Source organism: Paenibacillus sp. NPDC056579 (assembly GCF_042793215.1).
Lineage (GTDB): Bacteria > Bacillota > Bacilli > Paenibacillales > NBRC-103111 > Paenibacillus_S.
This window is the reverse complement of the sequence record NZ_JBHTVD010000003.1, coordinates 958,226-974,936: the sequence shown is the minus strand read 5'-3', so window position 1 is coordinate 974,936 and position 16,711 is coordinate 958,226. Positions and strand designations below refer to the sequence as shown.

At 49.8% G+C, this 16,711-nt stretch carries 11 protein-coding genes; 9 read left to right on the top strand and 2 right to left on the bottom strand.

Annotated elements, in window-relative coordinates:
- The first annotated feature begins 8 nt into the window (after positions 1 to 8).
- Together ACFQ88_RS16950 and ACFQ88_RS16945 are read left to right on the top strand one after the other, a co-directional pair.
- Complete coding sequence (locus ACFQ88_RS16950; protein ID WP_379454871.1) at positions 9 to 1,247, top strand: Ger(x)C family spore germination protein; 1,239 nt, start codon at positions 9 to 11, stop codon at positions 1,245 to 1,247.
- A complete protein-coding gene (locus ACFQ88_RS16945) occupies positions 1,244 to 1,471 on the top strand; it encodes a hypothetical protein (RefSeq protein WP_239628078.1) in 228 nt (75 codons plus the stop codon). Before ACFQ88_RS16950 ends, ACFQ88_RS16945 begins: the two co-directional genes overlap by 4 nt.
- A gap of 58 nt (positions 1,472 to 1,529) precedes the next feature.
- On the opposite strand, the gene ACFQ88_RS16940 is transcribed toward ACFQ88_RS16945, so the two are convergent.
- Complete coding sequence (locus tag ACFQ88_RS16940; protein ID WP_239628077.1) at positions 1,530 to 2,882, bottom strand: ABC transporter substrate-binding protein; 1,353 nt, start codon at positions 2,880 to 2,882, stop codon at positions 1,530 to 1,532.
- Positions 2,883 to 3,107: 225 nt separating this feature from the next.
- Positions 3,108 to 5,045: an ABC transporter ATP-binding protein gene (locus tag ACFQ88_RS16935; protein WP_379454870.1), complete on the bottom strand. Its 1,938-nt coding sequence runs from the start codon at positions 5,043 to 5,045 to the stop codon at positions 3,108 to 3,110.
- 272 nt (positions 5,046 to 5,317) lie between these two features.
- Between ACFQ88_RS16935 and ACFQ88_RS16930 the strand changes: the two genes are divergently transcribed.
- Genes ACFQ88_RS16930 through ACFQ88_RS16900 form a run of 7 tightly spaced genes read left to right on the top strand, consistent with a single transcriptional unit; the run spans position 5,318 to position 16,704 of the window.
- Positions 5,318 to 6,439 carry an ABC transporter ATP-binding protein gene (locus tag ACFQ88_RS16930; RefSeq protein ID WP_239628074.1) on the top strand — a complete coding sequence of 374 codons (1,122 nt, stop codon included), beginning with the start codon at positions 5,318 to 5,320 and terminating at the stop codon, positions 6,437 to 6,439.
- A gap of 20 nt (positions 6,440 to 6,459) precedes the next feature.
- Positions 6,460 to 9,474, top strand: a complete 3,015-nt coding sequence (locus tag ACFQ88_RS16925; RefSeq protein ID WP_379454869.1) for an extracellular solute-binding protein — start codon at positions 6,460 to 6,462, stop codon at positions 9,472 to 9,474.
- A 58-nt stretch (positions 9,475 to 9,532) separates the two neighbouring features.
- A complete protein-coding gene (locus ACFQ88_RS16920) occupies positions 9,533 to 10,441 on the top strand; it encodes a carbohydrate ABC transporter permease (RefSeq protein ID WP_379454924.1) in 909 nt (302 codons plus the stop codon).
- Positions 10,441 to 11,343 (top strand): carbohydrate ABC transporter permease, encoded by a 903-nt coding sequence (locus ACFQ88_RS16915; RefSeq protein WP_239628067.1) that lies wholly within the window; start codon positions 10,441 to 10,443, stop codon positions 11,341 to 11,343. Before ACFQ88_RS16920 ends, ACFQ88_RS16915 begins: the two co-directional genes overlap by 1 nt.
- 20 nt (positions 11,344 to 11,363) lie before the next feature.
- Positions 11,364 to 13,511 carry an SMP-30/gluconolactonase/LRE family protein gene (locus ACFQ88_RS16910; RefSeq protein WP_379454868.1) on the top strand — a complete coding sequence of 716 codons (2,148 nt, stop codon included), beginning with the start codon at positions 11,364 to 11,366 and terminating at the stop codon, positions 13,509 to 13,511.
- A complete protein-coding gene (locus ACFQ88_RS16905) occupies positions 13,508 to 15,841 on the top strand; it encodes a DUF5696 domain-containing protein (protein ID WP_379454867.1) in 2,334 nt (777 codons plus the stop codon). Before ACFQ88_RS16910 ends, ACFQ88_RS16905 begins: the two co-directional genes overlap by 4 nt.
- Entirely contained in the window at positions 15,838 to 16,704 is an 867-nt protein-coding gene (locus ACFQ88_RS16900; RefSeq protein WP_239635517.1) for a carbohydrate ABC transporter permease, read from the top strand. The genes ACFQ88_RS16905 and ACFQ88_RS16900 overlap by 4 nt, the downstream gene beginning before the upstream one ends.
- Positions 16,705 to 16,711 lie beyond the last annotated feature (7 nt).

Below are 16,711 nucleotides of genomic sequence, written 5' to 3'. Positions count from 1 at the left end.
ATACCCGCATGATCGACATAATCAGACTCATCTTGCAAAAAGCCGGGATGACGGCCTTTCCGGGAAAAGCGGTCGGTTTACTTCTGCCACTGCTGCTCGTTATTCCGCTGGCCGGCTGTTGGGATCGAAACGAAGTGAACGATTTGATGCTCATCATGGCTGCCGGCCTGGATAAAAGGGACGACAAGACCATCGAGCTCTCAGTCGAAGTATACGTCCCAAAAGCCTCGGGAGGCGGCGAGCATGGAGCATCCGGAACGGGCAGCAGCACGGGCGGGGCGCAGACGCTGATCAAATCGGCTTATGGAGTGACGCTGGCGGACGCGATGGCTAAGCTCCAGGAGCAATTTCCCCGGCGCATCTTTTGGGGGCATTGTGAAATTTTTATTTTCGGCGAAGAGCTGGCCAAACAGGGAATCCGCAATCAGCTTGATTTTATGATGCGAGCTCCGGGGCCACGTGAACGTGCTGACGTATTTGTAAGCAGTGAGGCGAAGAAGGTCATAGGGCTGATACCGCCAATTGAAAGAAGCTCGGCGGAGGTGCTGCGCGAGATGGCCAAGCTGCAAACCGGGATGAAGGTGACGGTCAAGGATTTGGCCGAAATGTTGATCGGTGATGCGCAGGCTGCTGCCGTTCCTTGGGTGGATATCGCTCCGGCCGATCCGTACAAGCAGCCTAATCAGACGATAGGCTTTATCCATGGTACAGCGATATTCAAGAAAGACAAAATGGTCGGAAGGCTGGACGACCGGTTGACTCGCGGCTTGCTCTGGCTGAGGGACGAAGTGGCGACGTCCACCGTTACATTCACTCCGAAGGAATCCACCGGATACATATCGAGTAAGCTGCTGCGCAGCAAAACCCAGTTGATCCCTAAGATTGAGGGGGATAAGTGGAGTGTGACCGTCAAGATCGATACGGAAGACGATGTGATTCAAAATACGACGGGGATGGATCTGAACAAGCCCGATATTTCTCGCAGTCTGGAGCGCCAATTGGCGGAAGCGATTGAAAATCGGATCAAAGCTGCGCTCGTCCGTCCGCAAAAGCAGCTTAACGCCGATATTTTCAACTTTGCGGAGGCGTTTCACCGCAAATATCCGCAGGAGTGGAAGGAAGCCAAAGAACGGTGGAACGAGCTGTTCCCGACCGTCGAGGTAAGAACGGAAGCGACAGCCAAAATATTGCGTACCGGTATGGCGACCGTCGGGGCTACCCGGAAGGAAGGAGAGGTGAAGAAGTGAGTCTGGGCTCCATGATTACGATTACCGTTGCGGTGATTCTCCTCTTTTGGTATGAATGGCCGAAGCTGAAGCGATATTCCGGCAAGGAGAAGGGGGCTTTTATTGCAATCACTGCCTTGGGTTGGATCCTGTCGATTCTCCTTCTCCTGTTTCCGGAAATGCCCGGGCCAACGCAGCTGGTCCATGCGATTTTCAAGCCGCTCGGCCAGCTTCTGGAGCAATAAAATGCAAGAACAAAAGCAGCCTGTGCGGCTGCTTTTGCTGCTTGGAGCAGGGGAGACATCATTGCGCTTTGATTTTCGCTTCGACGATCTTGTTGATTTCTTCATTCGCATCGCGCAGGGCGGAGTTGATGTCTTTCTCTTTCTTGAGTACTGCTTCATAGGCATCGATGATCGCTTTGTTCGTGTCGCTGCCCTGATACTTGGACGTGCGGGGGACGGACGGCTTCAGCTTAACGATGCTGCTTAAGTTCAATGTTTTGTTGGCGAATTCGGGAATCCCTCGCCCGTATTCCTGCACTACCTTGTCGTTCTTCAGGACGGACATTTTGCCGTTGCGTGCCAAATCCAGCTGCACTTCATCCGACAGGGCGGTTTCGATAACGAGGAAGGCCGCCTGCTTATTCGGGCTTTGCTCGGTTATGGACAAGTTCGGAGTGTCGACATTCGTGCTGTAGCCCATTTTATCGCGGTGCTGCGGATAGGTTACGACGTCCCAGTTCATGTCCGGCGCTTGGCGAAGAGCGTTCAAGGTGCTGCTGTAGCCGGTAATCATACCCAGCTCGCCCTTGATAAAGGCTGCCTGGTTATTGCCGAAGTTGATCGTGTTATACGGAGCATCGGAGTTGCCCGGGTAGTTGTAGATGCTGTCCCACAGCTCGAACGCTTTTTTCCAAGGATCGGTTGTGATGATAGCCTTGTTGTCTTTATCCAGCTGATACAAGGTGATTTGGTTGATCATCCGGTTGACCCCGTCGGGGAAAAATCCGCGGTACTGGATGCCGTCGTAATTCCTAGTAATTTTTTTGCCGAGATCGCCGACCTCTTCCCAGGTCATACCGTCCTTCGGATAAGGCACCGCGAATTTATCGAACAGCGCTTTATTGTAAAACAGCCCGAAAGCATTGTTGTACACAGGCAGAGCTCCCAAATAGTCGGAGCTGCCGTTGACTTTGATATATTCCAGCATTTCCGGAATGACCCGGTTCGTATCGAATTTGTTCTGTTTGATAATCGGATCCATGTTATATAGCAATTTCAGGTCGATCAGCTGCTTGAGCGTCGACCCGTAGCCAACGACAATGTCGGGAATGGTCCCGGCCGCGATCAGCTCGTTCAGACTGAAGCCCTTCTCCGACGTGTTGATATATTCGACGGAAATATTGGGATATTTCTTGGCGACAGGCTCGGCGATGTACTTTTTAAATTCCGTGTCGCTGAAAATTCCCTGACTTGTTGCAAACTTGACGGTAACTGGTCCTGTAAGCGCTTTCGGAATATCGGCCTGTTCAGTCTTGTTGTCTTTAGCGCTGCCAGTTCCCGAGGTACCTGAACCGCCGGCGTTACAACCAGAAAGCATGATCGCTGCACATGTTAGAACGATAGATGTCTTTTTGAAACGGTTTGTTTTCAATGACGTTCGCCCCTTTAAATGATTTTAGCGTTTCACGAGTCTGAGCTACAAAAATAAGAACGCTTTCAAAGTATTGTAAACGATTTGCCGGAAGTTCAACGATGGCTAAAGTTCAGAACTTTTTATCCATTACTCATGAGTTGCGGCACAACGAAAAAAAAAGAGAGAAGTACCTGTATAGGTGCTTCTCTCCTCTGTAATTACGTTTCGATATGGATTGAACTATTAAGTCCCGAAGCTGAGGCTTTTTAGTTCGTCGGGACGCATGGCCTTCAGCTGCTTCTCATATAATTCGCGGTATAGGCCGCCTTGCTGAAGCAGCTCTTGATGCGTGCCTCTCTCGACGATTCGGCCTTGATCGAAAACAAGGATCTGGTTCGCCCGGACAACGGTAGCCAGCCTGTGGGCGATAATGAAGGTCGTGCGGTCCTTCATCAAATGCTCCAGCGCTTCGGTGACCAGCGCCTCGGATTCCGCATCCAGCGCGGATGTCGCTTCGTCCAGGATGAGGATGCGCGGATTTTTGAGCAGCGCCCTTGCGATGGCGATCCGCTGCTTCTGGCCTCCGGATAGCCTGACGCCCCGTTCGCCGACGACCGTATCGTATCCCAGCTCCATTTCGGAAATAAACCCGTGCGCATTCGCGGCTTTGGCGGCTTGCTCCACAAGCTTCATGTCAGCGGCCGGATTTCCGTAGGCGATGTTCTCGTAGATCGTTCCCGAGAACAGCATATTGTCTTGAAGGACAAGAGCTATTTGCATGCGCACATCGAACAGATCGTAATCCTTAAGATTGACTCCGTCGAGGTACACATCCCCTTGATTCGGGTCGTAAAACCGCGGGATCAGGTTGATGAGCGTCGATTTGCCGGCGCCGCTCGGACCTACAAGAGCAACGACGTCGCCTGGGCGGACGGTGAAGCTGATGTCGCTTAGCGCCACCCGCGTTTCCTTGATCATCGGCGGAGGATCCATCTTCGTTTTGGGCGGAATGATGTAAAACTTTTTGGCGGGCTCGGCCATATCGACCAAATCCGGATCGTATTTTTTGCCGGGTGTTTTCATCTCTTCCGGGCGTTCGGACACATAAGTGAAGGAGACGTTGTCGAAAACGACGCTTCCCTTGCAATGCTTGAGCGGCACCGGATTTTCCTTGACCGTAATCTCGGGCTCGATGTCGAACACTTCAAAGATTCTCTCGATGTTGCTCATGGAGTTCTGAATCGTCACGTTGGCTTCGGCAAACCGCTGGATCGGTCCGTACAGCTGTCCGAGATAAGCCTGAAAGGCGACGAGAGATCCGATGGTCAGCTCTCCCTTGAGTACAAGCAAGCCTCCGGTGAACCATATGATCAAGCCGCCCGTCTGTGTGAACGTTTGGCTGATGCGCCCCAAGGAGTTGGCCAGGAGCTGCGCTTTGTTGGCGTGGGAAATATGATTTTTGGCCTGCTTTTCAAAGCGTTCCATCTCTGTTTTTTCCTGATTGAACGATTGAACGACCTTCATCCCCGATATTTTCTCGACCAGCACGCCGTGAATTCGCTCCATCTGACGATGGACGGACCGCCAGGACAGCCGTATGCGCACATTCATGTTCGTAAAAGTTAAATAATACAAAGGCAGGAGCCACAAAGAGAGCAGCGCCAGCTGCCAGTTCAGCTTGAACAGCATGAAGCCGGCGAAAAAGACGAGAAACAGATCGATGATGAGATTGATAATGCCGCCGTTGACCAGGTTCTGCGCGCCGTTCACATCGTTCATAATCCTCGTTACGATGCTTCCCACCTGCCGGTTGTCGTAAAAGCGCTGCGACAGCTTCTGCATATGCTGGTACAGCTGATGGCGAATATCGTATACCATCCGGTTGCCTAGGCGGAACGTGATGGTATTTCGCAAGAAGTTGATCCAGATGCCGAAAGCATACACGGCGCCGAGAAAGGTGACCGCTTTTCCAAGCGTCCAGAAGCTTTCCTTCTGAGGGAGCACTTCGTCGATCAAAATTTTCGTCATCCAGGGCCCGATCATCGGCACGGCAAATTGCAGTATGCCGAGCGAAAGAATGAGCAAAAGCGTAAAGCGGTAAGGCTTCAAAAACGTTAAGTACCGTTGGACCAGCTTTTTCTTCTCGGCCGGCTCGGCCGGATTTTGAGCGGACGCATCCATGCAATCCCTCCCTGCAGTTGTCGTAAATTTCCAACAGATTAGACAATAGCACAGTCGTTCTCAAATAAAAATGAAGAATTGCCTTAAGATTCATGGACTATTTTGCTTTGGAATCGCTGAGCTTCTTTCCATTTTCAATAGTAAAACATTGTCGGAATATGGAAAAGCATGCCGTAATGGCAGCGCTTCACACAATTATTCACACTATCTTCACACGGAATTCATTACAATGATTTCTAAGATTAAGTAAATTTGCGCGTGGAGGCGGGAATATGGCGAGAATTCTTATCAATCATCTCTATAAGCGATATGGGAAAGATAAGCATCCGGTCGTGAAGGATTTCCATTTGGAAATCAAAGATAAGGAGTTTTTGGTCTTTGTCGGACCGTCCGGCTGTGGGAAGTCGACGACACTAAGGATGATTGCCGGGCTGGAGGACATCTCCGAAGGAGAGATCTATATCGGCGATACGCTGGTGAACGATTTACCTCCGAAAGACCGGGACATCGCGATGGTGTTCCAGAACTATGCTCTTTACCCTAACATGAGCGTTTACGAAAATATCGCGTTTGGACTTCGTTTGCGCAAGCTGCCTAAGCACGAAATCGATTTGGCTGTAAAGAGGGCGGCAAGAGTATTGGAAATCGAGCAGTATTTGAGCCGCAAGCCGAAGCAGCTGTCCGGCGGTCAGCGCCAGCGTGTTGCCTTGGGACGCGCGATCGTGCGCAATCCGCAAGTATTCTTGATGGATGAGCCGCTCTCCAACTTGGACGCGAAGCTGCGCGTGCAGATGAGAACGGAAATTATTAAGCTTCACAAGACCTTGGGCGTTACGATGATTTACGTTACGCATGACCAGATCGAAGCGATGACGATGGGCGACAGAATCGTTGTTATGAAAGACGGTATCATCCAGCAGGTGGACACTCCGGAGACGATCTACACGAATCCGGCGAACACCTTCGTTGCGAGCTTTATCGGTTCTCCTCCGATGAACTTTATCGAAGGGCGCATCACCGAGAACGCCACCGGGAAGCTTGAATTCCATACGCAGCGTTTTGCCCTTGCGATTCCGGAAGGCCGGGCGCATGCTTTGATCAAGAACAAGCAAGTTAATAAGGTGGTTACGCTGGGCATCAGACCGGAGAACATCAGCCTGGAGGAAATGGTATTCCAAGCGTTCCCGAACGCGATTATCCCGGGAACACACAAGCTGAGCGAGCTGATGGGAGCCGACCGGTACCTGCACCTGGATATTGGACAGGATCGGATGCTGGTTGTCCGTGTCAATCCGCGTTACCACTATGATGAGGAAGATAAAGTTCAGGTGGCCGTCGATATGTCGAAAGCCCTGTTCTTCTATAATGAAACCGGCGAACGAATCATGGATTAACAATGTCATATGGGAAAGGAGTGAACAATTTGCAAGCTGTCAAATGGAAACGCATACGAAACCGCTTTCTTGCAGTGCTTCTTATCGGAGCGCTAGGTTTGACCAGCACCGGCTTTCCGACGCTTCCGCAGCAATCGGCCAGCGCAGCCGATACGTCCAAGCCGGCCGCGCCTCAAACCAACGCCGCAGCACCCGCGTCCGGTCAGGCGAATCAGCGTCAGGTGGTTAAGGCGGCGGAATTCGAGCCGTACTATGCCAACGTGTTGAAAGGCTGGAAGGACAAAGGAATTAAGGATGGAGCCGCTCCGATCGAAATCAGCGCAGCGAAGACATCGCAAAAATCCGATGAGTCCGTGGCGAAAGTAGGCAATTACGAAGGCAAGAACAACGTTCTGATCTGGAACAGCCCGCGTGAGAGCTGGGTTGAATACCAGATCGACGTGCCTGCAGACGGATTGTACGAAATTCACGTCTCTTACCGTCCGTTTACCGGCCAAGGACTTCGCCGTCCGATTAACTGGGCTGTGAAGCTGGACGGAGCGCACCCGTTCCGCGAAGCTTCCTCCATTACGCTGTACCGTGAGTGGAAGGATGCCCGTCCGATTAAGAAGGATATCGACGGCAACGACATCCGTCCGAAATCCGAAGACATTTCAGGATGGTCGGTCAAGCCGCTGATTGACTCCGCGGGAGCCTACTCCGAGCCGCTTCAATGGTACTTCAGCAAAGGATCGCACACGCTGCGTCTCCAAGGCTTCGAGCCGGTAGCTCTGGAATCCATCAAGCTGGTACCGCAAACGAAGCTTAAGCCGTACAAGGACGTTGCGGCGGCTTATCCGCAATCGAAGCCGGTTACAGCTGAGGTTGCCACGCTGCAAGCCGAGGATGTGAAATCGAAGAGCGACTCCGCGATTCAGATGGTTTCCGACACGGATCAAAGATCGGTGCCATTAGCGAAGGGCAGAATTACGTTTAACAGCATCGGCGGTAAAAAGTGGTACGATCAAAACCAGGAAGTGACCTGGACCATCGACGTTCCTGAATCAGGCAAGTACAAATTCGGAATGCGGGCGCTGCAAAATACGATTTCGCAAAAAGCATCGTTCCGCCGTATTGCGATTGACGGAAAAGTGCCGTTCCAGGAAATGCTGCAATACCGATTCCCTTATTCTACAGGCTGGGAAGGCGTCGTATTGTCGGACGATCAGGGCAAGCCTTACGAGTTTTACCTGGAAAAGGGACAGCATACGCTGACGATGTCCGTTACCCATTCGCCTTTTAAGCCGGTTATTCTAGGAATTGAGGAAATTACCGATATTCTCATGGGAATCGATCAGGACTTGAAGTCACTCACAGGCGGACAAGACGACAAGAACCGTACCTGGAAGATCGCTCAGGATATGCCGGATCTGCCGAAGCGGCTAGCTACCGTATCGGAAAAGATGCAAAAGCTGTCCGAGCAAGTGCTGCAGGTGAACGGACGTAAAGATAACGTAAGCGAAAGCATCAATACGTCGATCCGGGATATCGAAGAGCTCTTGTCGAAAGTAGACGACATTCCTTATCACATGGATACGATTACTTCCATGAACGAGAAGGTCAGCAAATTCATTGAAACATTGGTTCAGCAGCCGCTTCAGCTGGACGAAATTTATATCGCTCCGGCAGAGAAGAATATTACGAATATGGAAGCCTCCTTCATTTCCAAGATGAAAGGAATGGTCGTTAACTTCTTCTATTCGTTCCAATCGAAAAACCGTTTGAGCGATATGGACGACAAAGTGCTGAACGTATGGGTTCAACGCGGTCGTGACTATGTAACGCAGCTGCAGGAGCTTTCGGATGAAATGTTTACTCCGGAAACCGGTATACAAGTAAAAGTAAACCTGCTTCCAAATGCTCAGCTGCTTGTTTTGTCGAACGCTGCCGGATTGCAGCCTGACATCGCATTGGGGTTAACCCAAGACTTGCCGGTTGACTATGCGATACGTAACAGCGTTTACGATCTTTCGAAATTCCCTGACTTCAAAGAAGTGTACAATCGTTACAGCCCGGGCTCCTGGCTTCCGTTCTATTACAACAAAGGGTACTACGCGCTTCCGGAAACGCAATCGTTCCACGTGCTGTACTACCGTAAAGATATTTTGAGCCGTCTCGGACTTGCGATTCCAAACACTTGGGATGAAGTTTACGATATGCTGCCTACACTGCAGCAAAACTATATGAACTTCTACATGCCTCCTACGGAGTTCATGACATTCATTTATCAGAACAAAGCCGAGTTCTTCGATAAGGACGGCGTAAAGACGGCGCTCGATAAGCCGGAAGGCTTCAAGGCGTTCAAGCAATGGACGGATTTGTTCAACATCTACGCTATGGACCGTTCCGTATCCAGCTTCTATCAGCACTTCCGCAAGGGAACGATGCCGATCGGTTTTGCCGACTACAATATGTACATTCAGCTGTCTGCGGCAGCGCCTGAGCTGAACGGCTCCTGGGGCATCGCGCAAATTCCGGGCACGGTTCAACCGGACGGATCGATCGCTCGCTGGTCCGGCGGCGGACAGACGTCGGGAGTTATTTTCAACTCCTCCAAGAAGAAAGACCAGGCATGGGAATTCATGAAATGGTGGACATCCGCCGATACTCAAGAGCGTTACGGGTCGGATCTTGAAGCGTTTAACGGTATCGCCTTCCGTTGGAATACCGCTAACGTCGAAGCGTTCTCCAAGCTTCCTTGGAAACGAGATGACGCTAACGTCATTTTGTCGCAGTGGAGATGGTACAAGGATATGCCGAACCTGCCGGGCGGTTACTTCGTAGGTCGGGAAATCAATAATGCCTGGAACCGGGCCGTTGTTGACGGCATGAATTACCGAAGCTCGCTGGAAATGACCGTATTGGATATTAACAGGGAGTTAAGGCGTAAGCAGCAAGAATTCGGATTTATCGATGCGAATGGCAACGTGATTGAAACCATGCAGCTGCCGGTTGTCGATAAGCCGTGGGATGGGGTGAATCCGTATGTTAAGTAACCAAGCAAGCCTTTCGACGAAAACGGGCTCTCCGGTCAAACTGACATGGACGGATAAAATGAGAAGTCTTATGTCAGAGATTTGGTCTTACCGTTTATCGTATTTGTTTATTGCTCCGTTCATGTTTTGCTTCATTGCCTTTATCGTAATACCGGTGGTTGCGGCGATCGGCTTAAGCTTCACCTACTTTAACGCCATCGAGCCGCCCCGGTTTATCGGGTGGACGAACTTTCAGAACCTGATTTCACAGGATTTGACCTTTTTGAAATATGCATTGCCGAATACGTTCAAGTTCGCGATTATCGTCGGACCGGGCGGTTATGTCCTGGCATTTCTCCTTGCATGGTTAATTACCCAGTTACCGGCTAGATTACGCAAATGGTTTGCGCTGGCGATGTATACTCCTTCGCTTACGATGGGTATCGCGATGTCGATCGTATGGCTGCCTTTGCTTTCCGGTGACCGTCTAGGTTATTTGAACAGCGTACTCCTGCAGATTGGTTTTCTCGATGAGCCATTGCTGTGGGTTACAGACAAAAAATATTTGATGAATTCCATGATCGTAGTTACGCTATGGTCGAGTATGGGTGTCGGCTTCCTTGCCATGATGGCCGGTATTCTGAACGTCAATCCGGAGCTTTATGAAGCAGGACGCATTGACGGCATGAAGAGCCGTTTACAGGAAATCTGGTATATTACGATTCCTTCGATGAAGCCGCAGATGCTATTTGGCGCTGTTATGGCTATCGTTTCGACCTTTAAGGCGGGTTCCATCGGTGTGGAGCTGTCGGGACAAACGCCGACTCCGCAGTATTCGGGACATCTCATCATTAACCATATTGACGACTATGGATTTATCCGGTTCGAGATGGGTTATGCAGCGGCAATTTCCGTATTCCTGCTTATCCTGATGTACTTGTCGAATAAATTTTGCTGGGGATTGTTCGGCTCCAAGGAGGATGAATAATGCAAAACGCAGCGGTCTGGTTAAAAAATATCAATCCTTGGAGAAAAAAGTCCAAATTAAAGTCGATGGACACATTTCAAAAAGTACTCGTATTTTTACTTGTCCTATTCTCCATCTTCATGCTGCTTCCGCTCATCTTTATATTTAACCATGCGCTGAAGCCGTATCAGGAGCTCTTTATTTATCCTCCTAACATCTTTGTTAGGGAGCCTTCGTTCCAAAACTTCGTCGAGCTGTTCCTGGTAGCTTCCAGCTCGACGGTACCTGTTACCCGTTATTTGTTCAATAGCTTGGTTATATCGGGAGGTTCGGTTGTTCTCGTAACGATTGTTAGTGCGCTGTGCGCGTATCCGATATCGAAGCATAAGTTTCCGGGTCATAAAATTGTGTTCTCAACAATAATATTGACGCTCATGTTTGCGCCAGAGGCCGTACAAATTCCACGGTACCTTGTAGCGAGCAACCTGGGCATCATGAACACGTATTTAGGCCATCTTTTGCCGCTTCTGGCAATGCCCGTCGGGGTGTTTCTGCTTAAGCAGTTTATGGATCAATTGCCTAACGAGCTGCTGGAGGCCGCAAGGATGGATGGAGCGACGGAAATACACACGTTCTTGCGTATCGTTATCCCTATTGTTATGCCGGCAATTGCAACGGTTGCCATCCTGACGTTTCAGAGCTCCTGGGGCAACGTCGAAACATCCACGTTGTTCATGCAGGACGACGAGATGAAGAACTTCCCGTTCTTCCTGTCCACACTGACCAACAACTTGGCGAACAACGTTGCGAGACAAGGCGCCGCAGCAGCAGCTGCGATGGTTATGTTCGTTCCGAACCTGATCATTTTCCTTATATTCCAAGGTAAAGTCATAGAGACGATGGCCCATTCCGGGATCAAATAATAGAGAAAGGAGGAAGAACCATGATTGTCAAAACAAGAGGGCGCCGGCCGATGGTTATCCTTTTACTGCTGGCCATGCTTGTATCCGTGATGATGCCGATAACGGCTCTGGCTTATGTGCCGTATGATACGAACTATAAGGACGGCTTTGATCAGCTTGTCTGGACGCAGTCCGCGTACACTCCGGTAGAAGTTATGGGACGCGAGATTTACATTCCTGATCCGAAAGATCCGAGCAAAATGGTGCATTCTCCGCTGGTTCAGCCGAAAGGGATTTTCATTGACGATAAAGATAATATCTATATTGCCGATTCCGGCAACAACCGGATCGTTCACCTCGATGAAAAAGGTAATTTCAAACGGATTATCGATGTGAAGGAAAGCCCGATGAAGAAGCCGGAAGGCGTATTTATCAACAAAAACGGTGATATCTACATTGCGGACACCGGTAATAAGCGCGTCATTCGGCTCGACAACAGCGGCAAGCTGATCCGTGAGTTTAAACGTCCGGATTCCAAGTTTTTGCCTGAATCGTTCAAATACGATCCGATCAAGGTTGCTGTAGACAAACGGGGCTTCTTGTACATCGCTACACTAGGCGGTTACCAAGGCTTGCTGCAGCTGGATCCCGAAGGCAATTTCCAAAGCTTCTTCGGAGCCAACAAAACGGAATTTTCCGTTATGGACGCTTTGAAACGGATGCTGTATACCCGTGAAATGTATTTGCGGGAGATCAGTAAGCTGCCAGGTTCGGTCAGCAGCGTAACGATCGACCAGAACGGCTTTATTTACACGGTAACGAAAGAAGTAACCAAAGGGCAAATCAAGAAGCTTAATATCGCAGGCAAAGACTTGTTGGCTACGGTCAATGATTCCTCTGCAACAGGCGAGGAGATAAAGACATTCGGGGAAGTCCGCTTTCCGAGCAGAGATAAGCTGACACCGAAGCTTAACGACTTGACGGTAGACCGCAACGGGAACATTACCGCAATCGACTCGACCTTGAAGTATGTAAACCAATACGATGCGAACGGTAACCTGTTGTTCTTCTGGTCCGGTGATACGAGCGCTTCGGCCTCGAAGCTGGGCGTAGTAAAGACGCCTTCGGCCATCGCATCCAACTCGAAGAACAACCTGTTCATTCTTGACGAGGAAAACAACGTAGTGCAAGTTTTCCGTTTGTCCGAGTTCGGAGAACTGGTGCATAAGGCGAACCAGCTGACGCAGGAAGGTCGCTACGAAGAGAGCGAAAAGCCATGGCAGGAAGTGCTGCGCCTGAATGCTTATTATACTCCGGCTATGCTCGGCCTTGCCAAAGCGGCCTACAAAAAAGGCGATTATGAAACGGCACAAAAGCTGTTCTATGATGCCGGACAAACGCAAGGTTACTCCGATGCGTTCTGGCAAATCCGCTTGAACTGGTTCCAGAAGAACTTCGGTATGCTGATGAATATCTTTTTGGTTGTAGTTATCGGCTATCTGGTGCTGAATAAGCTAACCAAGAAGAGTGCGTTCCGTCAAAAATGGCGCAACCGCCGCAGATCGCAAATTCCTCTGGTTATTCAACTGAAGCATGCGTTCTATATATTGAAGCATCCGATCGACGGATTTAGCGCTATTCGCTATGAAGGAAAAGGAAGCTTCGCAAGCAGCTTCATCATGCTGATTTTGGCTTTGATTTCGTTCTGTATCTATAAAGGCTTTACGAGCTTTACGTTTAACCCGACCATCGTATTGGATGTGAACCTGGTCACTTTATTTTTCCAATTTATGATTCTATGGTTCGCATGGATCATTTCCAACTACTTGATCAGTACCATTTATCGCGGTGAAGGACGTTTCCGGGATGTTGCCTACGGCAGCACCTACGCACTGTTCCCGCTGGCGCTTGTAGGTCTTCCTCTGACGCTCATTTCCAACATCATGACCTTGAGTGAAGATTCGATCTTCTCTTTCTTGCAGGTAGCGATGGTTGTCTGGATCGGACTGCTCATGTTCTGGAAAGTTCAGGCGATGCAGAACTACAGCGTCGGGGAAACGGCAATGAACATTTTCCTGTCACTGGTTACGATGACCCTGCTGGGCGTTCTGGTGTTCATAACCTTCGGCTTAAGCAGTGAGCTGAAAGACTTCTTCTTCTCGATCTATCAGGAGGTGACGATCCGATGAGACGTAAGCGGCACAAAATAGTCCTCTCTGCAACATTGGCTGCGGCGTTAAGCATATCGCTTATCGCTACGCAAACCGTACAAACGATTAATGCAGCGGATCCACCGGCTGCCGGATCGGCGAAGACGGATAACGCAGCTCAGCCGGCTGCCAACACGCAAGCACATGCACAGGCACCTGCGCAAGCTCCGGCCCAGCAGGCCGCTCAGCCTGTGGATATTAACAAGGTGAAGGCTGAGCTCCCGAGCGATGCGAACTTCAAGCTGGCTGCGCAAAGCGATAAGCTGAAGCTTCTTGTGGACAGCACTACGGGACATTTTCAAGTAGAAGATAAACGGAACGGCGAAATTTGGCGCTCATATCCGAATCCGGATCAATGGCCTCAAGAAACGATTACCGGTACTTGGCGCAACAACTTGCGTTCTCCGATCATGCTGGAGTATATCGATGCGGCTAACTTCAAGTCGCAGCCGAAAATGACCAGCTTGCTTGAGGACAAGGGCGCAGTGGAGGGATTGCAAACGACAGCAACCGGATTTAAGCTGACGTTTAACTTCAAAACCTCCGGCTTCAAAATCCCGGTGGAAGTGAACGTGAAGGATGATTACATTGAAACGAAAATCATCGACAGCGGCATTACGGAAGGCAAGCTGAGCTTGCTGAACCTGAAGCTGTATCCGATGTTCGGAGCGGAGCCTTCTATCGGCCAGGACGGCTATATGGTCGTACCGGACGGCTCCGGCGCATTGATTCGCTTCAAGCAAAAATCAATCAACGACAAGTCGATTTATCGCGAGAACATGTATGGCAGCGACATTTCGTTCTACGCGGAAAGAACGGCGCGCCTCAACGCCACCTTCCCTGTATACGGAATGAAATCCGGCGATAAAGCATTCGTCGCCGTGCTGACAGGCGGAGAAGAATACTCCAAAGTATTCGGTTCCCCGTCCGGGGCATTCGGTATCTCCAACTGGATGACGTCGGAGTGGCAGTACCGGATCAAGTTTTTCCAGAATACGAGCCGGAAAGGAAATGCGGGCTTCTTCACGTACAGTAAAGAACGGTTCACTTCGGAAGCACGCTCCACCCGATATTATTTGCTGGAAAAAGATAAAGCCGACTATGTCGGAATGGCGTCCAAATACCGCGAATACTTAATGAAGGACCAAGGGCTGCAGCAGCTGAAAGTGACATCGAACAAAATTCCGATGTTCCTCGATATTGTCGGTGCCGATATTAAGAAGGGCATGCTGTGGGATAAATATTTGACGGGAACCACGACGTCCGAAGCGATGGAAATGGTGAAGAGACTGTACGGTCTTGGCATCGAGAACATGTCCGTTAACTATCTGGGATGGCAGAAGGGCGGTTACAGCTCGTTCGGCGGCTTGTTCCCTGTAGACAAAAGACTCGGCGGCAACGAGGGGATGAAGCAATTCATCCAGTATGCTCACACGTTGAACGTTCCTGTCTTTCTTGGAGGCAACTATACTTACAATAACAATGAGCGCGACGGCTTTAATCCTAGATACGACGGTATGCGCAACTTGGCGGGAAGACTTCAGGAATTCGAGCAATTTTCCAACCTGGAAAAAATAACGTTAATGAGCCCCGAGTTCTCGGCCCAATCGTTATCTAAGGATTTAAAGGAGTTCAAAGAGCTCGGTGCGGACGGCGTTCACTTCGAGGACGGGATCGGCCGTTTCTTGAACAGCGATTTCAACACTCGTTATCCATCCACTAGAACCGAGACGATGCGCACGCAGCAGGACATGCTGAAGGAAGCTAAAGAAACGCTAGGCAATGTCAGCGTTGAAAGAGCAAACGCGTATACATTGAAGAATATATCTCATATTCACCGCTTCAACGACGATTTCTCTTACGATTTGTTCATTGACGAAGCGATTCCGTTCTATCAGATCGCCATTCACGGATTGGTCACTTATTCCTCCAACTGGGCGAATTTGCGCAATCAGTATAAGACGGAAATGCTTCGCAGTATAGAATATGGTGCAAGCCCTTCATTCATTTTCACCAACGCGCCTTCGGAGGAAATGAAAGGAGCTTACTCCGTCTACTATTACAGCATGAACGTGCATGACTGGGAATCGACAGCAGTAGAGGAGTACCAGCGTTACAACAAGGCATTAGGAGACGTACAGAACAAGTTTATTACCGGACATCGTACCATCGCTCCAAATGTCAAGGAAGTTACTTATGAAGGCGGCAAGAAAGTCATTATTAACTACAACACTACGGCTTACAGCGACGGTAAAATTAGCGTTCCAGCGCAAGACATTGCCGTTGTGGCAGGAGGGGGAAGCCAATAATGCGTAAATTAAAATTGAGCTCCACCGCTCTCCGCAAAGTGGAAGGATCACTGTTTATAACCCCTTGGGTTATCGGATTTCTGGCATTTATCGCTTTTCCTCTGGTGTACTCGTTTTACATGAGCTTCAACCGGGTCAAAATTACAGCCGGCGGCGTAGAATATACGCCGGTCGGACTGCAATATTACCGCGAGATCCTGTTCGCCGATGGCGGCTTGCTGTATAACGATTTGCTTCCGTTCTTGCGCCAGGCTTTAATTATGATTCCGGTTATCGTTGTATTTTCCTTGTTAATCGCGATTTTGCTCAATCAGAAGTTCATTGGCCGTTCGTTTTTCCGGGTTATCTTCTTCCTGCCGGTTATCTTCTCTACCGGTCAAATCATTCAGGAATTTATAACCCAGGGCGAAGGAACGCTGGCTTTCGTACAAGAGTTTGAAATCGGCGGATACATTAATACTTACTTGCCTAAGACTTGGGCGGCACCGCTTAACTCCATTATCAACTCGTTCGTGTTGATTCTATGGAACTCGGGTGTGCAGATCTTGATCTTCCTTGCCGGACGGCAAACGATTTCCACCTCGGTTTATGAAGCGGCGAGGATTGATGGCGCCGATCCATGGGAGACGTTCTGGAAAATCACTTTGCCTGGTTTGACTCCGTTTATTTTGCTGAACCTGATTTACACTGTAGTAGACCTGTTTACGTTTCCGTCGAATCCGATCATTGCTAAAGTCAACACGACTAACTACGGATTATCTAGCGCCCTTGCCTGGATTTACTTTGCTATCGTACTGATCTTCCTGGGGCTTGTATTGTACATTTTCTCCCGGGTAACCAAATCCGCAAGCGGAGCCAAATAGAAAGGAG

Coding starts and splice junctions, on each gene's coding strand:
- ACFQ88_RS16910 (WP_379454868.1), top strand. CDS start 11,364: ATGATTGTCAAAACAAGAGGGCGCCGGCCGATGGTTATCCTTTTACTG.
- ACFQ88_RS16935 (WP_379454870.1), bottom strand. CDS start 5,045: ATGGATGCGTCCGCTCAAAATCCGGCCGAGCCGGCCGAGAAGAAAAAG.
- ACFQ88_RS16920 (WP_379454924.1), top strand. CDS start 9,533: ATGAGAAGTCTTATGTCAGAGATTTGGTCTTACCGTTTATCGTATTTG.
- ACFQ88_RS16930 (WP_239628074.1), top strand. CDS start 5,318: ATGGCGAGAATTCTTATCAATCATCTCTATAAGCGATATGGGAAAGAT.
- ACFQ88_RS16950 (WP_379454871.1), top strand. CDS start 9: ATGATCGACATAATCAGACTCATCTTGCAAAAAGCCGGGATGACGGCC.
- ACFQ88_RS16915 (WP_239628067.1), top strand. CDS start 10,441: ATGCAAAACGCAGCGGTCTGGTTAAAAAATATCAATCCTTGGAGAAAA.
- ACFQ88_RS16905 (WP_379454867.1), top strand. CDS start 13,508: ATGAGACGTAAGCGGCACAAAATAGTCCTCTCTGCAACATTGGCTGCG.